Below are 14186 nucleotides of genomic sequence, written 5' to 3' on the forward strand. Positions count from 1 at the left end.
CAGAAACGTCGCTCCCGCGCGCCGCCGCGGCGTCTCACGCTTGCCGGCTCAGCGTCCCGGGCCTAGGGTCCGCCGCGCCGCGGGGAAGCGGCGCCTGACCGCAAAAATCCGGAGCATCGCACGCCATGGCTCTCCTCGCCGACGTCCTCTCGCGGGTGAAGCCGTCCGCGACCATCGTGATGACCCAGAAGGCCCGGGACCTGAAGGCCTCCGGCGTCGACGTCATCAGTCTGTCGGTGGGCGAGCCCGACTTCGACACGCCCGAGCACATCAAGCAGGCCGCCATCGCGGCGATCCACCGGAACGAGACCCGCTACCCGCCGGTCTCCGGCATCGTGCCCCTGCGCGAGGCGATCGTGCGCAAGTTCAAGCGCGAGAACGGGCTCGACTACAAGGTCTCGCAGACCATCGTGGGCACCGGCGGCAAGCAGGTGCTTTACAACGCGTTCCTCGCCACGCTGAACCCCGGCGACGAGGTGGTGATCCCCCGCCCCTACTGGGTGTCCTACCCGGAGATGGTCGGGCTGTGCGGCGGCACGCCGGTCTTCGCCGACACCGACATGGCCAACGGCTTCAAGCTCCAGGCCGAGGAGCTCGACCGGGTCCTGACCCCGAAGACCAAGTGGATCGTCCTCAACTCGCCGTCGAACCCGTCGGGCGCCGCCTACTCCCGCGCCGAGATGAAGGCGCTCACCGACGTGCTGCTCCGCTACCCGGACGTGCACATCCTCACCGACGACATCTACGAGCACCTCACCTACGGCGATTTCGCGTTCGTCACGCCGGCCCAGGTCGAGCCGCAGCTGATCGAGCGGACGCTGACGATGAACGGCGTCTCGAAGGGCTACGCCATGACCGGCTGGCGCATCGGCTACGCGGCCGGGCCGGAAGCGCTCATCAAGGCGATGGACTTCGTCCAAGGCCAGCAGACCTCCGGCGCCAGCACGATCGCGCAGTGGGCCGCGGTCGCCGCCCTCGACGGGCCGCAGGACCACCTCGCCACGTTCCGGGCCGCCTTCCAGGGCCGGCGCGACCTCGTCGTGTCGATGCTCAACCAGACCAACGGGCTGACCTGCCCGACGCCGGAGGGCGCGTTCTACGTCTACCCGTCCTGCGCGGCGCTGATCGGCAAGCGGACCGAGGCCGGCAAGACCATCGAGACCGACGAGGACTTCGTCATGGAGCTGCTCCAGGCCGAGGGCGTGGCGGCGGTCCACGGCTCGGCCTTCGGCCTCGGCCCGAACCTGCGCATCTCCTACGCGACGTCGAACGCGGTGCTGGAGGAGGCCTGCCGGCGCATCCAGCGCTTCTGCGGCTCGCTGCGGTAGCGGCCCCGAGGTCCCGGAGGCGTCCCGTGCCCACGATCGCGGTGATCGCCCCGGGCGCCATGGGCAGCGCCGTCGGGGCCCGGCTCGCCGGGCACGGCGCCCGGGTACTGACCTCCCTGGACGGGCGCGGGGCGGCGAGCCGCGCCCGGGCCGCGGCCGCCGGCATGGCGCATGCCGGGGACGGCGAGCTCGCCGCCGCCGATCTCCTGCTCTCCATCGTGCCGCCCGCCGACGCGGAGGCGCTGGCCCGCCGGCTCGCGCCCGCCCTGGCGGCGGCCCCGCGCAAGCCGGTCTACATCGACGCCAACGCCGTCAGCCCGGAGACGGTCGGGCGCGTCGCCGGGATCGTCGCGGCCACCGGCGCGCCGTTCCTCGACGGCGCGATCCTGGGCCTGCCGCCGAAGCCCGGCGCCAAGGGGCCGCGCGTCTACGTCTCGGGTCCCGAGACGGCCCCGGCCCTGGTCCTGCGCGACCTCGGCCTCGACCTGCGCGTCTGCCCCGGCGCGGTCGGCGCCGCCTCCAGCCTCAAGATGAGCTATGCCGGCCTCAACAAGGGCCTGACGGCGCTCGCCGCGCTCGTGATCGGCGCCGCCGAGCGCGCCGGCGCCGGGGAAGCGCTGCTGGCCGAGCTCGCCGAGAACGAGCCGTCGCTGCTGGCCCGGTTCGCCAGGGGGCTGCCCGACATGGTGCCGAAGGCCTATCGCTGGGCGCCCGAGATGGAGGAGATCGCCGGGTTCCTCGGGCCCGACGCGGCCGGGCGGCAGGTCTTCTCCGGCTACGCCGCGCTCTACCGGCGCCTCGCCGCGGAGGACGGCGCGGACGAGATCGCCGCGCTGATGCGCTTCGTCGCGCCCGCGGCGGAGCACTGATCGCCGCGGGGTCCCGGAAACGGCCCCGCCTCTGTTGCCGGCTCGGCTGTCACCCTCTACACGGGCTGTCCCCAGCGGCCGATGCGCCTGAAGGTTTCGCGAGCCCGCTCGGGCCTGCATGGCGGCGGGGTCGGCAGTGACGGGACGGTCCGGACCAGTTCTCTGGGCCGTTCCTGTGAGGCTCAGTGGGCCGAGTCGCTGCAGGAGTGTCGGGAGCGCGGGGAACAGGAACCGCGGGTCCGGCGCATGGCCCACATGATTTCCCACCCGATTCCGCCCGCGAGACGGGTCGCGGGCGCGGGCTCCTGACCCGTTCCGGGACAGGGGCGCACGGGGCCGTTGCGGCTTCGTTCACGCTCCCGCGCGATGATGCGTCCGGGCCGGGGATCCGGTTCCGCGTAACCGCGTTCTCTCGGGCCTGACGACCATGCGAGCCCTGCTCACCAGCGGCATCAAGGCGATCCTCGGCATCGCCGCGCTCTCAACCGCCGCGCACTGGACCCTGCGGGTGCAGCGCGAGTCCGCCGCCCCCGCGGTCGCGACGGCGAGCCTCGCCGAGCCCACCGCGACCGGCTCCATCGAGCCGCGCCGGGTCGAACGGGCCGCCGCGCTGGCGCCCGCGCCGGTCGCCGCGGCGGCGCCTGTTCCCGCTGCGCCCGCGCGCGCCGCCGCGGGGCTCGACCAGTCGCACCTCGCCGCCCTGATCGCCGGCGCGACGCCGCCCAAGCCGAAGCTCGCCAAGGCCGCGACCAAGACGGCCTCCGCCGAGAAGGCCCCCGCCGCCGAGAAGGTCGCGGCGAAGCGCTGAGCCGCCGCCGGCGCGGGCGACCGTGCCGGCTGCATGGTTCCCCTGCGCGCCGGCCGATACCCGTGCGGCGCCGGGCGTGGCAGGGGTTTCAGCCTCTACCGAGATTGGTCAGGCATGAGCACGCAGGTCGCGACCTCCGTCCCCGACGATAGCGCCGCGCCGCGCGCCGCTCCGGAGGCCGACCTCGCCGGCCGCCGGCGGATCGTCGGCATCGCCCTGATGTGCGGGGCCGTCGCCTTCTTCGCGAGCCTCGACGCCTGCGGCAAGACCCTGGCCCGGGCCGGCGTCGATCCCCTGGTCACCACCTTCATGCGCTACGCGGCGAGCGTCGCCATGATCTCGCTGTTCATCAACCCGGTACGCACGCCGGGCGTCGTGAAGAGCCGGCGCCTGCCGCTGCAGATCGCGCGCTCCCTGCTGCTCTTCGCCTCCACGGCGCTCAACTTCCTGGCCCTGCGCTACCTGCAGCTCGCCGAGACGATCTCGATCCAGTTCGCCGCGCCGCTCACCGTGGCGCTGCTCGCCGGGCCGCTGCTCGGCGAGTGGTCGTCGCGGGCGCGGCTGGCGGCGATCGGCGTCGGCTTCCTGGGCGTGCTGGTGATCGTGCGGCCCGGTGTCGGCGGGATGCATCCGGCCGCTCTGCTCTGCGTCGCCAACGTCGTGGTCTACGCCTTCTACGCGATCATCACGCGCAAGCTCGCGGCCTACGACTCGACCGCCACGACCATGTTCTACACCGGCCTCGCGGGACTCGCGCTGATGGCCCCGCTCCTGCCGTGGATCTGGACGAGCCCGGCGAGCCTGACCCACTGGGCGCTGCTGTTCGGGGTCGCGCTGTTCGGGACGCTGGGCCACTGGCTGCTGGTGATGGCCCACGCCCGGGCGCCGGCCAACGTGCTGGCACCGTTCATCTACACGCAGCTGCTGTGGTCGGTGACGCTGGGTTCTCTGCTGTTCGGCGACGTCCCGAGCCGCTGGACGGTCGCGGGCGCCATGATCGTCGTCGGCTCCGGCCTGTACCTCCTGGCGCAGGAGACGATCCGCCGGGAGGCGCGGCCGGCCGCCTGAGGCGACCGGCCGGACCCTGTTACGGGACCCTGTCAGCGGCCGAGGCGCTCCTGGCGCTCCATCCGCTCCTCGCGGCGGTTCTCGCGCGCCCGGCGGGCCGGGTCCGGATCGGTGCCGAGCACGCCGCCGACGGTGCCGGTCGCCGCGCCGACCGCGCCGCCGACGACCCCGCCCACGGGGCCGGCCGCGGCCGTGCCGTCCTCGACGCCGCGCTGGGCGCCGCGCGCCGTGCCCTGGGCCTCCGCGGCGCCCGCGTAGGCCAGCGGCGCGAGGGCGAGGGTCGCGATCAGAAGCTTCTTCATGGGGCTACTCCCGGATGTCTGTCCGAATCGGCTCCGCGCCGCCGCGGCGGGCGGAGGGTGTGTCGGTCAACGGTTCAGACGCCGATTGGTCCCATCCGCGGTCACGGGCGCGTGATCCGCGCTGCCGCTGGCCTCCGGCCGGGGCGGCTGGTAGAGAACCCGTCATGCACGCTTCGCGCGCCCTGCGCGGCCCCGGCCGCCCGATCCGAATTACCGGCCCGGCCTCCGCCTGAGGGCCCGCTCCAGCGCGGCCGCGCGGAGGTCCGGGATCCTCCTGCCGCCCGACCCGATTCCGCCGGCCCGACGCTGCCGGCCCGACCGCCGATGCGAGATCCGATGACCGCCCCCGAGACCGCGCCCGCCCGCGACTATTCCAAGACCCTGTTCCTGCCGCAGACCGAGTTCCCGATGCGCGCCGGCCTGCCGGTGCGCGAGCCGCTCTTCATCGAGCGCTGGAAGCGGATGGACCTCTACGGCAAGCTGCGCGCCCGCGGCCAGGGCCGGCCGAAATTCGTGCTCCACGACGGGCCGCCCTACGCCAACGGCAACATCCACATCGGCACGGCGCTCAACAAGATCCTCAAGGACGTGGTGGTCCGCTCGCAGACCGCGCTCGGCTTCGACGCCAACTACGTCCCGGGCTGGGACTGCCACGGCCTGCCGATCGAGTGGAAGATCGAGGAGCAGTACCGCGCCAAGGGCCGCAACAAGGACGACGTGCCGGTGATCGAGTTCCGGCAGGAATGCCGGACCTTCGCGGCCCAGTGGCTCGACGTGCAGCGCGAGGAGTTCAAGCGGCTCGGCGTCACCGGCGACTGGGACCATCCCTACGCCACCATGGCGTTCCCCGCCGAGGCCGTGATCGCCGACGAGCTGATGAAGTTCTCGATGAGCGGCCAGCTCTATCGCGGCTCCAAGCCGGTGATGTGGTCGGTGGTCGAGAAGACCGCGCTGGCCGAAGCCGAGGTCGAGTACGAGGAGCACGTCAGCGACACGATTTTTTGCGCGTTTCCGATCCGGTCCGGCGCCGAGGGCGATCTCGCGCAGGCGCGGGTGGTGATCTGGACGACCACTCCGTGGACGATCCCGGGCAACCGCGCCGTCGCGTTCTCCAAAAAAATTGCCTACGGCCTGTACCGGGTCACGGAGGCGCCGGCCGACAACTGGGCGGTGCCCGGCCAGACCTACCTGCTCGCCGACAGCCTCGCCGCCACGGTGTTCAAAGCCGCCCGGGTCGAGGCGTTCGCGCGCGTCGCCGACGTGAGCCCGTCGACGCTCGCCGGCCTGACCCTGGATCACCCGCTGGCGAAGCTCGGCTACGGCTTCGCCGTGCCGATGCTCGACGGCGACCACGTCACCGACGAGTCCGGCACGGGCTTCGTCCACACGGCGCCGAGCCACGGCCGCGAGGATTTCGAGCTCTGGATGGCGAGCGGCCGGCTGCTGCGCGAGCGCGGCATCGACGCGACCATCCCCTACACGGTCGACGCCGACAGCGTGCTCACGGAGGCCGCTCCGGGCTTTACCGGCACCCGCGTGCTCACCGCCAAGGGCGAGAAGGGCGACGCCAACAAGGCGGTCGTCGCCGCGTTGACGGAGGCCGGGGCGCTGATCGCCCGCGGGGTGCTGCGCCACCAGTACCCGCATTCCTGGCGGTCCAAGAAGCCGGTGATCTTCCGCAACACGCCGCAATGGTTCATCGCCATGGACCGGCCGGTGGATTCGCTGGGCAACCGGACGCTGCGCGAGGTAGCGCTCCAGGGCATCGACGACACCCAGTGGGTGCCGACCCAGGGCAAGAACCGCATCACCGGCATGGTCGCCAACCGGCCGGACTGGGTGGTCTCGCGCCAGCGCGCCTGGGGCGTTCCGATCACCGTCTTCGTCCACCGGGAGACCGCCGAGATCCTCAAGGACGATGCCGTCAACGCCCGCATCCGCGACGCCTTCGCCGCGGAGGGCGCCGACGCGTGGTTCCGGGACGATGCCGCGCAGCGCTTCCTGGCGCCCGACCACGACCCGGCCGCCTACGAGAAGGTCACCGACGTCCTCGACGTCTGGTTCGATTCCGGATCGACCCACGCCTTCGTGCTCGACGATCCGGAGGCCTTCCCGGGGCTCGCCGGCGTCACGCGCGTCCGCGACGGCGGCCAGGACCGGGTCATGTACCTGGAGGGCTCCGACCAGCACCGCGGCTGGTTCCAGTCTTCGCTGCTCGAATCCGCCGGCACCCGCGGCCGGGCGCCCTACGACATCGTCCTGACCCACGGCTTCGTGCTCGACGGCAAGGGCCTGAAGATGTCGAAGTCGAAGGGCAACGTCGTCGCACCGCAGAGCGTCATCAAGGATTCGGGCGCCGACATCCTGCGCCTGTGGGTCGCCGCCTCCGACTACACGGATGACCTGCGCATCGGCCCGGAGATCATCAAGACCTTCGCGGAGACCTACCGGAAGCTGCGCAACTCCCTGCGCTGGATGCTGGGCTCGCTGGCCCACCGGGTCCAGGGCGACGACGTAGCCTACGCCGACATGCCGGAGCTGGAGCGGCTGATCCTGCACCGGCTCGCCGAGCTCGACGGCGAGATCCGCGAGGCCTACGCGGCGTTCGACACCAAGCGGGTGGTGGCGCTGCTCAACGGCTTCATGACCGGCGACCTGTCGTCCTTCTACTTCGACGTGCGCAAGGACGCCCTGTACTGCGATCCCGTGTCCTCGGTCCGCCGGCGGGCGGCGCTGCAGGTGATCGACGAGGCCTTCCGCCGGGTGACGATCTGGCTCGCCCCGGTGCTCGCCTTCACCGCCGAGGAGGCGTGGCTCGACCGCTACCCGTCCGAGGACGGCTCGGTGCATCTCCAGACCCTGCCGGAGACCCCGGCTGACTGGCTCGACGCCCCCCTCGCGGAGCGCTGGCAAAAGATCCGGCGGGTGCGGCGGGTGGTCACCGGCGCCCTGGAGATCGAGCGCGCGGCCAAGCGCATCGGCGCGAGCCTGGAGGCGGCGCCGACGGTCTACGTGGCGGATCCGGAGCTTCTCGCGGCGCTCGAGGGCTGCGACTTCGCCGATACCTGCATCACCTCGGCCATCGCCGTGGTGGCGGGCGAGGGCCCGGCCGAGGCCTTCCGCCTCGACGAGGTGCGCGGCGTGGCGGTGGTGCCGAGCCCGGCCGAGGGTCGCAAATGTGCCCGCTCCTGGCGGGTCAGCCCGGAGGTGGGCAGCGACCCGGACTACCCGGACGTGACGCCCCGCGACGCCCAGGCCCTGCGCGAGTGGGACGCGGCGCATCCGGAGGCGAGCGCGGCGTGAGGGCGTTCCGCGTCGTCGGCGGCGCCACCCCCTCTCCCCGCCCGCGGGGAGCAGGGGGCGCCGGCCCGGGCCGAGTGCGCCGCCCGTGACGCCGTTCCGCGCCGGCCTCCTGGCCCTCGTCCTCACCCTGGTCCTCGATCAGGCCAGCAAGCTCGGCCTCTATTTCGGCACCGACCTCGTGCTGACGCAGCCCTGGCGGCTGGCGCCCTTCGCCGACTTCGTCGTGGTCTGGAACCGGGGCGTCTCCTACGGGCTGTTCCAGCAGGAGGGCGGGATCGGCCGCTGGCTCCTCGTGGCCCTGTCGCTGGCCGCCGCCCTCGGCCTCGGGATCTGGATGCGCCGGGCCACGTCGCGGCTCCTCGGGATCGCCCTCGGGCTGATCGTCGGGGGGGCGCTCGGCAACGCCATCGACCGGGCCGCCTACGGCGCCGTCTTCGACTTCGTCCACCTGCATGCCGGCGGCTGGTCCTGGTACGTGTTCAACGTCGCCGACGCGGCGATCGTGGCCGGCGTGATCGGCCTGATCCTCGACAGCCTGTCCCCGGGCGGCCGCAGGGGCCGGGCGTCCCCCCCGCAGGGCGACCCGGCGCCGCGCCTGTGATCCCTGCAACACACAGGTCCTCCCGCGTCCCCCTCCTGGCGCGACGCAGTCAAGGCGCCATACGATCGCCGGAAACCGGTCTCAGGCCGGGACCTGTCGGATCGGGCCGCGCCGCGGCCTTCCCAGAGCCGGACGCTCCGTCCGGAACCCGTGAGGCAGCATGACCGGGCATCGCAGGCTTCGTCCCCTCCTCTCCGCCGCGGTGGCCCTGGCTCCGCTCTGCGTCGTCGGTGCCGCGCACGCGCAGGAGCGCGGCGAGTTCATGCGCGACGCCCTGTCGGGCATCGGCCTCCTGGAAAAGCGCCAGGATCCGATCGACTATCACGAGCGGCCGCCGCTGGTGATGCCGCCCAAGATCGACGGCAAGGCCCTGCCGCAGCCGCGGGCGCGCTCCACCAGCACCGCCTGGCCGAAGGATCCCGAGATCGTGGAGCGCGAGCGCGCCGCCGTGGAGCGGCGCAATCCCAAGGGCTCCCAGGCCCAGGGCCGCTACGACGACAACAACGCGACGCTCTCCGTGGAGGAGATGCGCGGCGGCCGCCGTGCCGGCGCGGGCCTGACGACCACCGCCGAGCGCAAGCCCGGCGACAACAACCGCGACGACAGCCTGCTCAGCCCCTTCGAGCTGCTCAAGGGCAAGAGCGCCAACGCCGAGCCCTCCGACATCGAGCCGAGCCGCGACACGCTCACGGACCCGCCGACCGGGTACCGGCAGTCGCCCAAGCAGCTGGCCCGGCCGCCGTCGAGCGACCCGATCAACAACGCCAGCCGCGAGCGCGAGGAGTCGGATCCCCGCGCGTATCTCCGTCAGCGCGCGCAGCAGTGACGGGGGCGCCGTGTCGCCGTTGCAACGGCGACACGGCGTGGCAACATGAGATGATCGTCCCGGTGCGGTTCTTGCGCCCCGGTGACCAGGACGGCCCCGATCCGCGCGCGCATCCCGACGCGGGACGCTTCGATCCGGGGCCGGCAGAAGGAAAGCGGAATGCACCTGTTCAGGAAGGCGACGCCCACCCTCTTCCCGCTGCGTCCGGGCTCGCCCTACGGCGGCAGCGCCGGCCGGGGCGAGGCCGCGCCGTTCGGGCGTTCCGAGGCGGGCGGACCGGAAGTGACGGCCTTCACCCTCGACAACGGCCTCGACGTGGTGGTCGTCCCCGACCACCGGGCCCCCGTCGCCACCCACATGATCTGGTACCGCAACGGTTCGGCCGATGATCCGCTCGGCCAGTCGGGCATCGCCCACTTCCTCGAGCACCTGATGTTCAAGGGCACCGAGAAGCACCCGGTCGGGGCCTTCTCCAAGGCGGTGTCGGGCCTGGGCGGCCAGGAGAACGCCTTCACCAGCTACGACTACACCGCCTATTTCCAGCGGGTCGCCCGGGATCACCTCGGCACCATGATGGAATTCGAGGCGGACCGCATGAGCGGCCTCGTCCTCGACGACGCCGTCGTCGCCCCCGAGCGCGACGTCGTGCTGGAGGAGCGGCGCATGCGGGTCGAGACCGACCCCTCCGCCCAGCTCTCCGAGGCGATGGCGGCCGGCCTGTTCGTGCACCATCCCTACGGCATCCCGATCATCGGCTGGATGCACGAGATCGAGGGCCTGAACCGCGAGCACGCGCTGGCCTACTACAAGCGCTTCTACACCCCCGAGAACGCCATCCTGGTGGTGGCCGGCGACGTCACGCCCGACGAGGTCCGGCGCCTCGCCGAGACCACCTACGGCCGCGTGACGCCCCAGGGCGCCCGGCCCGAGCGCCTGCGGGCGCGGGAGCCGGAGCCGAAGGCCCTGCGCCGCGTCGCCGTCGCCGACCCGAAGGTCGAGCAGCCGACCCTGCAGCGCCTCTACCTGACCCCCTCCTGCATCACCGCCCGGGACGGCGGCTGCCACGACCTCGAGCTGCTGGCCGAGGTGCTGGGCGGCGGCTCGACCTCGTACCTCTACCGCAAGCTCGTCATGGAGAGCGGCCTCGCGGTGAATGCCGGCGCCTGGTACATGGGCTCGGCGATCGACGACACCCGCTTCTCCGTCTACGCGGTGCCCGCCGAGGGCGTGCCCCTGGAGAAGCTGGAGGAGGCCGTCGACAGGGTGCTGCGCCGCGCCCCCGCGGAGGCCCTGGACGCCGAGGCGATCGAGCGCGCCAAGACCCGCCTCGTGGCCGAGACCGTCTACTCCTCCGACAGCCAGTCGTCGCTCGCCCGCATCTACGGCTCGGCGCTGGCGATCGGCGAGACCATCGAGGAGGTCCGCCGCTGGCCGACCGACATCGAGGGGGTGACGCAGGCGCGTCTCAAGGGCGCCGCCGAGCGCTGGCTGACGCCGGCCCGCTCGGTCACCGGCTACCTGACCAAGGCGCAGGATCCCGACGCCCCGGTCGCGATGGCCGCCGAGTAACCCCGGGTGCGTCCCGCCGGACCCGTGACGGGTCCGGGCGGGGCGTTATGCCGAACGGGAGCCCTGGCCCGCTCCGCCGTCGCCCGAGATAGAGACACGAGGTTCCCATGAGCTTGGCCGAGACTCTGGTCGAGACCACCGCCCAAACCGTCAGCTCGCCCACCACGGCGCTGCCGGTGACGACCGCCGCCGGCATCGAGGCGTGGCACGTCGAGTCGCCGGTGGTGCCGATGATCGCCCTGGCCTTCACCTTCGAGGGCGGCGCCGCCCAGGACCCGGCCGGCAAGGCCGGCTGCGCGCAGATGCTGGCGCGGCTCCTCGACGAGGGTGCCGGCGACCTGACCTCCGACCTGTTCCAGGAGCGGCTCGCCGCCCGGGCGATCGAGCTGTCGTTCCACGCGGGGGCCGACGCGGTCGGCGGCTCGCTGAAGATGCTGGTCAAGCACGCCGACGAGGGTATCGCGCTCCTCGCCCTGGCGCTGGCCAAGCCCCGCCTCGACCCCGACGCGATCGAGCGCGTCCGCGCCCAGATCATCGCCGGCCTGCGCTACCAGCAGAACGATCCGGGCGTGCTGGCCTCCCGCCGCTTCTTCAAGGAGGCGTTCGCCGGCCATCCCTACGCCCGCCCGTCCTCCGGCACCGTGGAGAGCGTGACGGCGATCACTCGGGACGACCTGCTGGCGATGCACGCCCGCATCATCGGCCGCGGCCGGGTGAAGGTGGCCGCGGTCGGCGCCATCGGCGCCGAGCAGCTCGCCGAGGGCCTGAACCGCGCCTTCGGGACCCTGCCGGAGGCCGGGGCGCTGAAGGCGGTGCCGCGCACCGAGATTCACGATCTCGGCAAGCGCGTCGTCGTCGACCTCGACGTGCCCCAGTCGGTGATCCGGTTCGGCATGGCCGGCGTGCCGTGGCGCGACCTGGACTTCATCCCGGCCTACGTGCTGAACCACATCCTCGGCGGCGGCGCCTTCACGTCCCGCTTGTTCCAGGAGGTGCGCGAGAAGCGCGGGCTGGCCTACTCGGTGGGGACCTCGCTGGTCAGCCACCGGTCGGCCGCGATGACCTGGGGCTACACCGCCACCAAGAACGAGCGCGTCGGCGAGGCCCTGTCGGTGATCGGCGACGAGATCGGCCGGCTGATCACGGACGGCCCGGACGACGAGGAGCTGCAGAAGGCCAAGGATTACCTGACCGGCTCCTACGCCCTCGGCTTCGACACCTCGACCAAGATCGCCCACCAGCTGGTGCAGATCGCCTTCGAGGAGCTGGGCATGGACTACATCGCCCGGCGCAACGCGATGGTCTCGGCCGTGACCCAGGCGGATATCCGCCGGGCCGCCGCCCGCACCTTCGCGGACGGCAAGATGCTGGTGGTCGCCGCCGGTCGGCCCGTGGGGCTCTGAGAAGCGGGTCTCGGGACCGCGGTTCGGCGAAATCCGCCGCGCCCGGGTACCGATCGCCGCGTAGCGGCCGCGCCGCCGGTCCGGGGCGCGGCGCCTCTCGGGCGGCGATCGCTGCGGGCCGACCGCGGCGCGGCCCCGGAGGAACGGGTGCCGGCCGCCCGATCCGCGGGCCGCTCGCGAAGCCGCCGCCGCTCCCCACCTGAGGCGCGACGCGGCGAACCCCAGGACCGACATGCAGCTCACCGGCATCCACCATCTCACCGCGGTGACCGCCCGCGCGGCGGAGAACGTCGCCTTCTACACGGGCACGCTCGGCCTGCGGCTCGTGAAGAAGACGGTGAACCAGGACGACGTCTTGGCCTACCACCTGTTCTACGCCGACGGGCTGGCGAGCCCCGGCACCGACATCACCTTCTTCGACTGGCCGGCGCCCCGGGAGCGGCGGGGCTCCGGCAGCATCACCCGCACGCACCTGCGCGTCCCGGGCGAGGGCGCGGTCGCGTGGTGGCACGCGCGCCTGCGCGAGGCCGGGATCGTCGAGGCCGAGCCCGCCGCGCGCGACGGGCGCCTCACCCTCGATTTCGAGGATCCGGAGGGCCAGCGCCTCGCCCTGGTGGACGATGGCGGGACCGGGCCGGAGCATCCCTGGGACGGCTCGCCCGTGCCGGCCGCCTACCAGATCCGCGGCCTCGGCCCGATCCGGCTGTCGGTGCCGGACCCGGCCCGCACCGCCGCCGTGCTGACCGAGGTGCTCGGCCTGCGCCGGGACCGCGCCTTCGAGACGGGCGACGGCCCGGTGGAGGTCTACGCGATGGGACCCGGCGGCCCGGCCGCCGAGCTCCAGCTCCTGGCCGACCGGTCCGCGCCGGCTCGCCAGGGCGCGGGCGCGGTCCATCACGTCGCCTTCCGCATCCCGGACGGGGATTACGAGGCCTGGGCCGACAGGCTCCGGGCGGCGCGGGTGCCGAGCAGCGGGCCTGTGGACCGCTACTACTTCCGCAGCCTCTATTTCCGCGAGCCCAACGGCATCCTGTTCGAGATCGCCACCGACGGGCCGGGTTTCACCGCGGACGAGCCCTTGGAGACCCTGGGCGAGCGCCTGGCCCTGCCGCCGTTCCTGGAGCCGCGCCGGGCCGAGATCGAGGCCGGGCTCGCGCCGCTCCGGCCCGCCGCCCCCGTCTGAGGGCGGCGCGGGGCCGGCTCTGCGGCAACCCTCCCATGTCCGGAACGGCGCTGCGGAGCGTCCGCGAAGACGCTAAATCTTCGAACGATTCCAGGCCGTTCACTTCTTTCGCCAGTGTGATCCCGGCACGCCTTGACGGACGTGCTGCAACTGCGAAAGAAGCGGCGCGCGTGTGTTTGCAACCGGATCCGGGCGGGTTCCCTGCCGAGGATCCACCCCCGCCCGAGCGGGGCGGCGGGGATCCCCCGCACCACGGGCCCCGAATCGTCGGGGCCGTGTGCCGAGCGTCAGAGGATTCGAGGACTGATCCGTCGATGAGCAAGTTCTACGAGGAGCGCGTTCTGTCGGTCCACCACTGGACCGACAACCTGTTCTCGTTCCGCACGACGCGGGATCCGGCGTTCCGGTTCCGCAACGGCGAGTTCACCATGATCGGCCTGGAGGTCGAGGGCCGGCCGCTGCTGCGCGCCTACTCGGTGGTCTCGGCCAACTACGAGGAGGAGCTGGAGTTCTTCTCGATCAAGGTCCAGGACGGCCCGCTGACCTCGAAGCTGCAGCACCTGAAGGTCGGCGACCCGATCATCGTCGGCAAGAAGCCCACCGGCACGCTGGTGCTCGACAACCTGCTGCCGGGCCGCAACCTGTACCTGCTGGGCACCGGCACCGGCCTGGCGCCGTTCCTGTCGATCATCAAGGATCCCGAGGCCTACGACCGGTTCGAGAAGGTCGTGCTGGTCCACGGCTGCCGGCAGGTGCAGGAACTCGCCTACGGCGAGACCATCACCGAGACGCTGCCGCGCCACGAGTTCCTGGGCGAGATGATCTCGAACCAGCTGGTCTACTACCCGACCGTGACCCGCGAGCCGTTCCGCAACCGCGGCCGGATCACCGACCTGATGGTCTCGGGCAAGCTGTTCGAGGATATC

General features: G+C 72.6%; 12 protein-coding genes. 11 read left to right on the forward strand and 1 reads right to left on the reverse strand.

From position 1 onward, the window contains the following. Positions 1-125 precede the first annotated feature (125 nt). The 4 genes from BM419_RS10555 to BM419_RS10570 all read left to right on the forward strand — a co-directional run bounded on the left by BM419_RS10555 (position 126) and on the right by BM419_RS10570 (position 4073). Entirely contained in the window at positions 126-1328 is a 1203-nt protein-coding gene (locus tag BM419_RS10555; protein WP_020093181.1) for a pyridoxal phosphate-dependent aminotransferase, read from the forward strand. 26 nt (positions 1329-1354) lie between these two features. Continuing rightward, positions 1355-2197 carry an NAD(P)-dependent oxidoreductase gene (locus BM419_RS10560; protein WP_020093180.1) on the forward strand — a complete coding sequence of 281 codons (843 nt, stop codon included), beginning with the start codon at positions 1355-1357 and terminating at the stop codon, positions 2195-2197. A 427-nt stretch (positions 2198-2624) separates the two neighbouring features. Continuing rightward, positions 2625-3005: a hypothetical protein gene (locus BM419_RS10565; protein ID WP_091926382.1), complete on the forward strand. Its 381-nt coding sequence runs from the start codon at positions 2625-2627 to the stop codon at positions 3003-3005. Between the two features lie 114 nt (positions 3006-3119). Then, positions 3120-4073, forward strand: a complete 954-nt coding sequence (locus BM419_RS10570) for a DMT family transporter (protein WP_091926383.1) — start codon at positions 3120-3122, stop codon at positions 4071-4073. 32 nt (positions 4074-4105) lie between these two features. Here BM419_RS10570 and BM419_RS10575 read toward each other — a convergent pair whose 3' ends face one another. Further along, the gene (locus tag BM419_RS10575; protein WP_012318778.1) at positions 4106-4375 is read right to left on the reverse strand and encodes a hypothetical protein; all 270 of its coding nucleotides are present in this window, start codon (positions 4373-4375) and stop codon (positions 4106-4108) included. Between the two features lie 336 nt (positions 4376-4711). Here BM419_RS10575 and ileS point away from each other — a divergent pair, with 336 nt between their 5' ends. The 7 genes from ileS to BM419_RS10610 form a co-directional block, all read left to right on the forward strand. Continuing rightward, a complete protein-coding gene (gene ileS / locus BM419_RS10580) occupies positions 4712-7678 on the forward strand; it encodes an isoleucine--tRNA ligase (protein WP_091926384.1) in 2967 nt (988 codons plus the stop codon). An 85-nt stretch (positions 7679-7763) separates the two neighbouring features. Beyond that, positions 7764-8279 (forward strand): signal peptidase II, encoded by a 516-nt coding sequence (lspA, locus tag BM419_RS10585; RefSeq protein ID WP_091926385.1) that lies wholly within the window; start codon positions 7764-7766, stop codon positions 8277-8279. A 160-nt stretch (positions 8280-8439) separates the two neighbouring features. Further along, complete coding sequence (locus tag BM419_RS10590) at positions 8440-9105, forward strand: hypothetical protein (protein WP_020093175.1); 666 nt, start codon at positions 8440-8442, stop codon at positions 9103-9105. A gap of 159 nt (positions 9106-9264) precedes the next feature. Further along, positions 9265-10674, forward strand: a complete 1410-nt coding sequence (locus BM419_RS10595; RefSeq protein ID WP_091926386.1) for a M16 family metallopeptidase — start codon at positions 9265-9267, stop codon at positions 10672-10674. A 107-nt stretch (positions 10675-10781) separates the two neighbouring features. Continuing rightward, positions 10782-12077 carry a M16 family metallopeptidase gene (locus BM419_RS10600; protein ID WP_091926387.1) on the forward strand — a complete coding sequence of 432 codons (1296 nt, stop codon included), beginning with the start codon at positions 10782-10784 and terminating at the stop codon, positions 12075-12077. A 232-nt stretch (positions 12078-12309) separates the two neighbouring features. Next, positions 12310-13260 (forward strand): ring-cleaving dioxygenase, encoded by a 951-nt coding sequence (locus BM419_RS10605; RefSeq protein ID WP_091926388.1) that lies wholly within the window; start codon positions 12310-12312, stop codon positions 13258-13260. A 314-nt stretch (positions 13261-13574) separates the two neighbouring features. Beyond that, positions 13575-14186: ferredoxin--NADP reductase (locus BM419_RS10610; protein WP_091926389.1), on the forward strand; the 612-nt coding region annotated here is incomplete at its 3' end.

This window comes from Methylobacterium sp. yr668, assembly GCF_900116245.1.
Lineage (GTDB): Bacteria > Pseudomonadota > Alphaproteobacteria > Rhizobiales > Beijerinckiaceae > Methylobacterium.

What these genes read in the sequence shown, in the direction of transcription:
- BM419_RS10565 (WP_091926382.1), top strand. Translation starts at nt 2,625, where the DNA reads ATGCGAGCCCTGCTCACCAGCGGCATCAAGGCGATCCTCGGCATCGCC.
- BM419_RS10570 (WP_091926383.1), top strand. Translation starts at nt 3,120, where the DNA reads ATGAGCACGCAGGTCGCGACCTCCGTCCCCGACGATAGCGCCGCGCCG.
- BM419_RS10590 (WP_020093175.1), top strand. Translation starts at nt 8,440, where the DNA reads ATGACCGGGCATCGCAGGCTTCGTCCCCTCCTCTCCGCCGCGGTGGCC.
- ileS (WP_091926384.1), top strand. Translation starts at nt 4,712, where the DNA reads ATGACCGCCCCCGAGACCGCGCCCGCCCGCGACTATTCCAAGACCCTG.
- BM419_RS10600 (WP_091926387.1), top strand. Translation starts at nt 10,782, where the DNA reads ATGAGCTTGGCCGAGACTCTGGTCGAGACCACCGCCCAAACCGTCAGC.
- BM419_RS10595 (WP_091926386.1), top strand. Translation starts at nt 9,265, where the DNA reads ATGCACCTGTTCAGGAAGGCGACGCCCACCCTCTTCCCGCTGCGTCCG.
- BM419_RS10575 (WP_012318778.1), bottom strand. Translation starts at nt 4,375, where the DNA reads ATGAAGAAGCTTCTGATCGCGACCCTCGCCCTCGCGCCGCTGGCCTAC.
- BM419_RS10605 (WP_091926388.1), top strand. Translation starts at nt 12,310, where the DNA reads ATGCAGCTCACCGGCATCCACCATCTCACCGCGGTGACCGCCCGCGCG.
- BM419_RS10555 (WP_020093181.1), top strand. Translation starts at nt 126, where the DNA reads ATGGCTCTCCTCGCCGACGTCCTCTCGCGGGTGAAGCCGTCCGCGACC.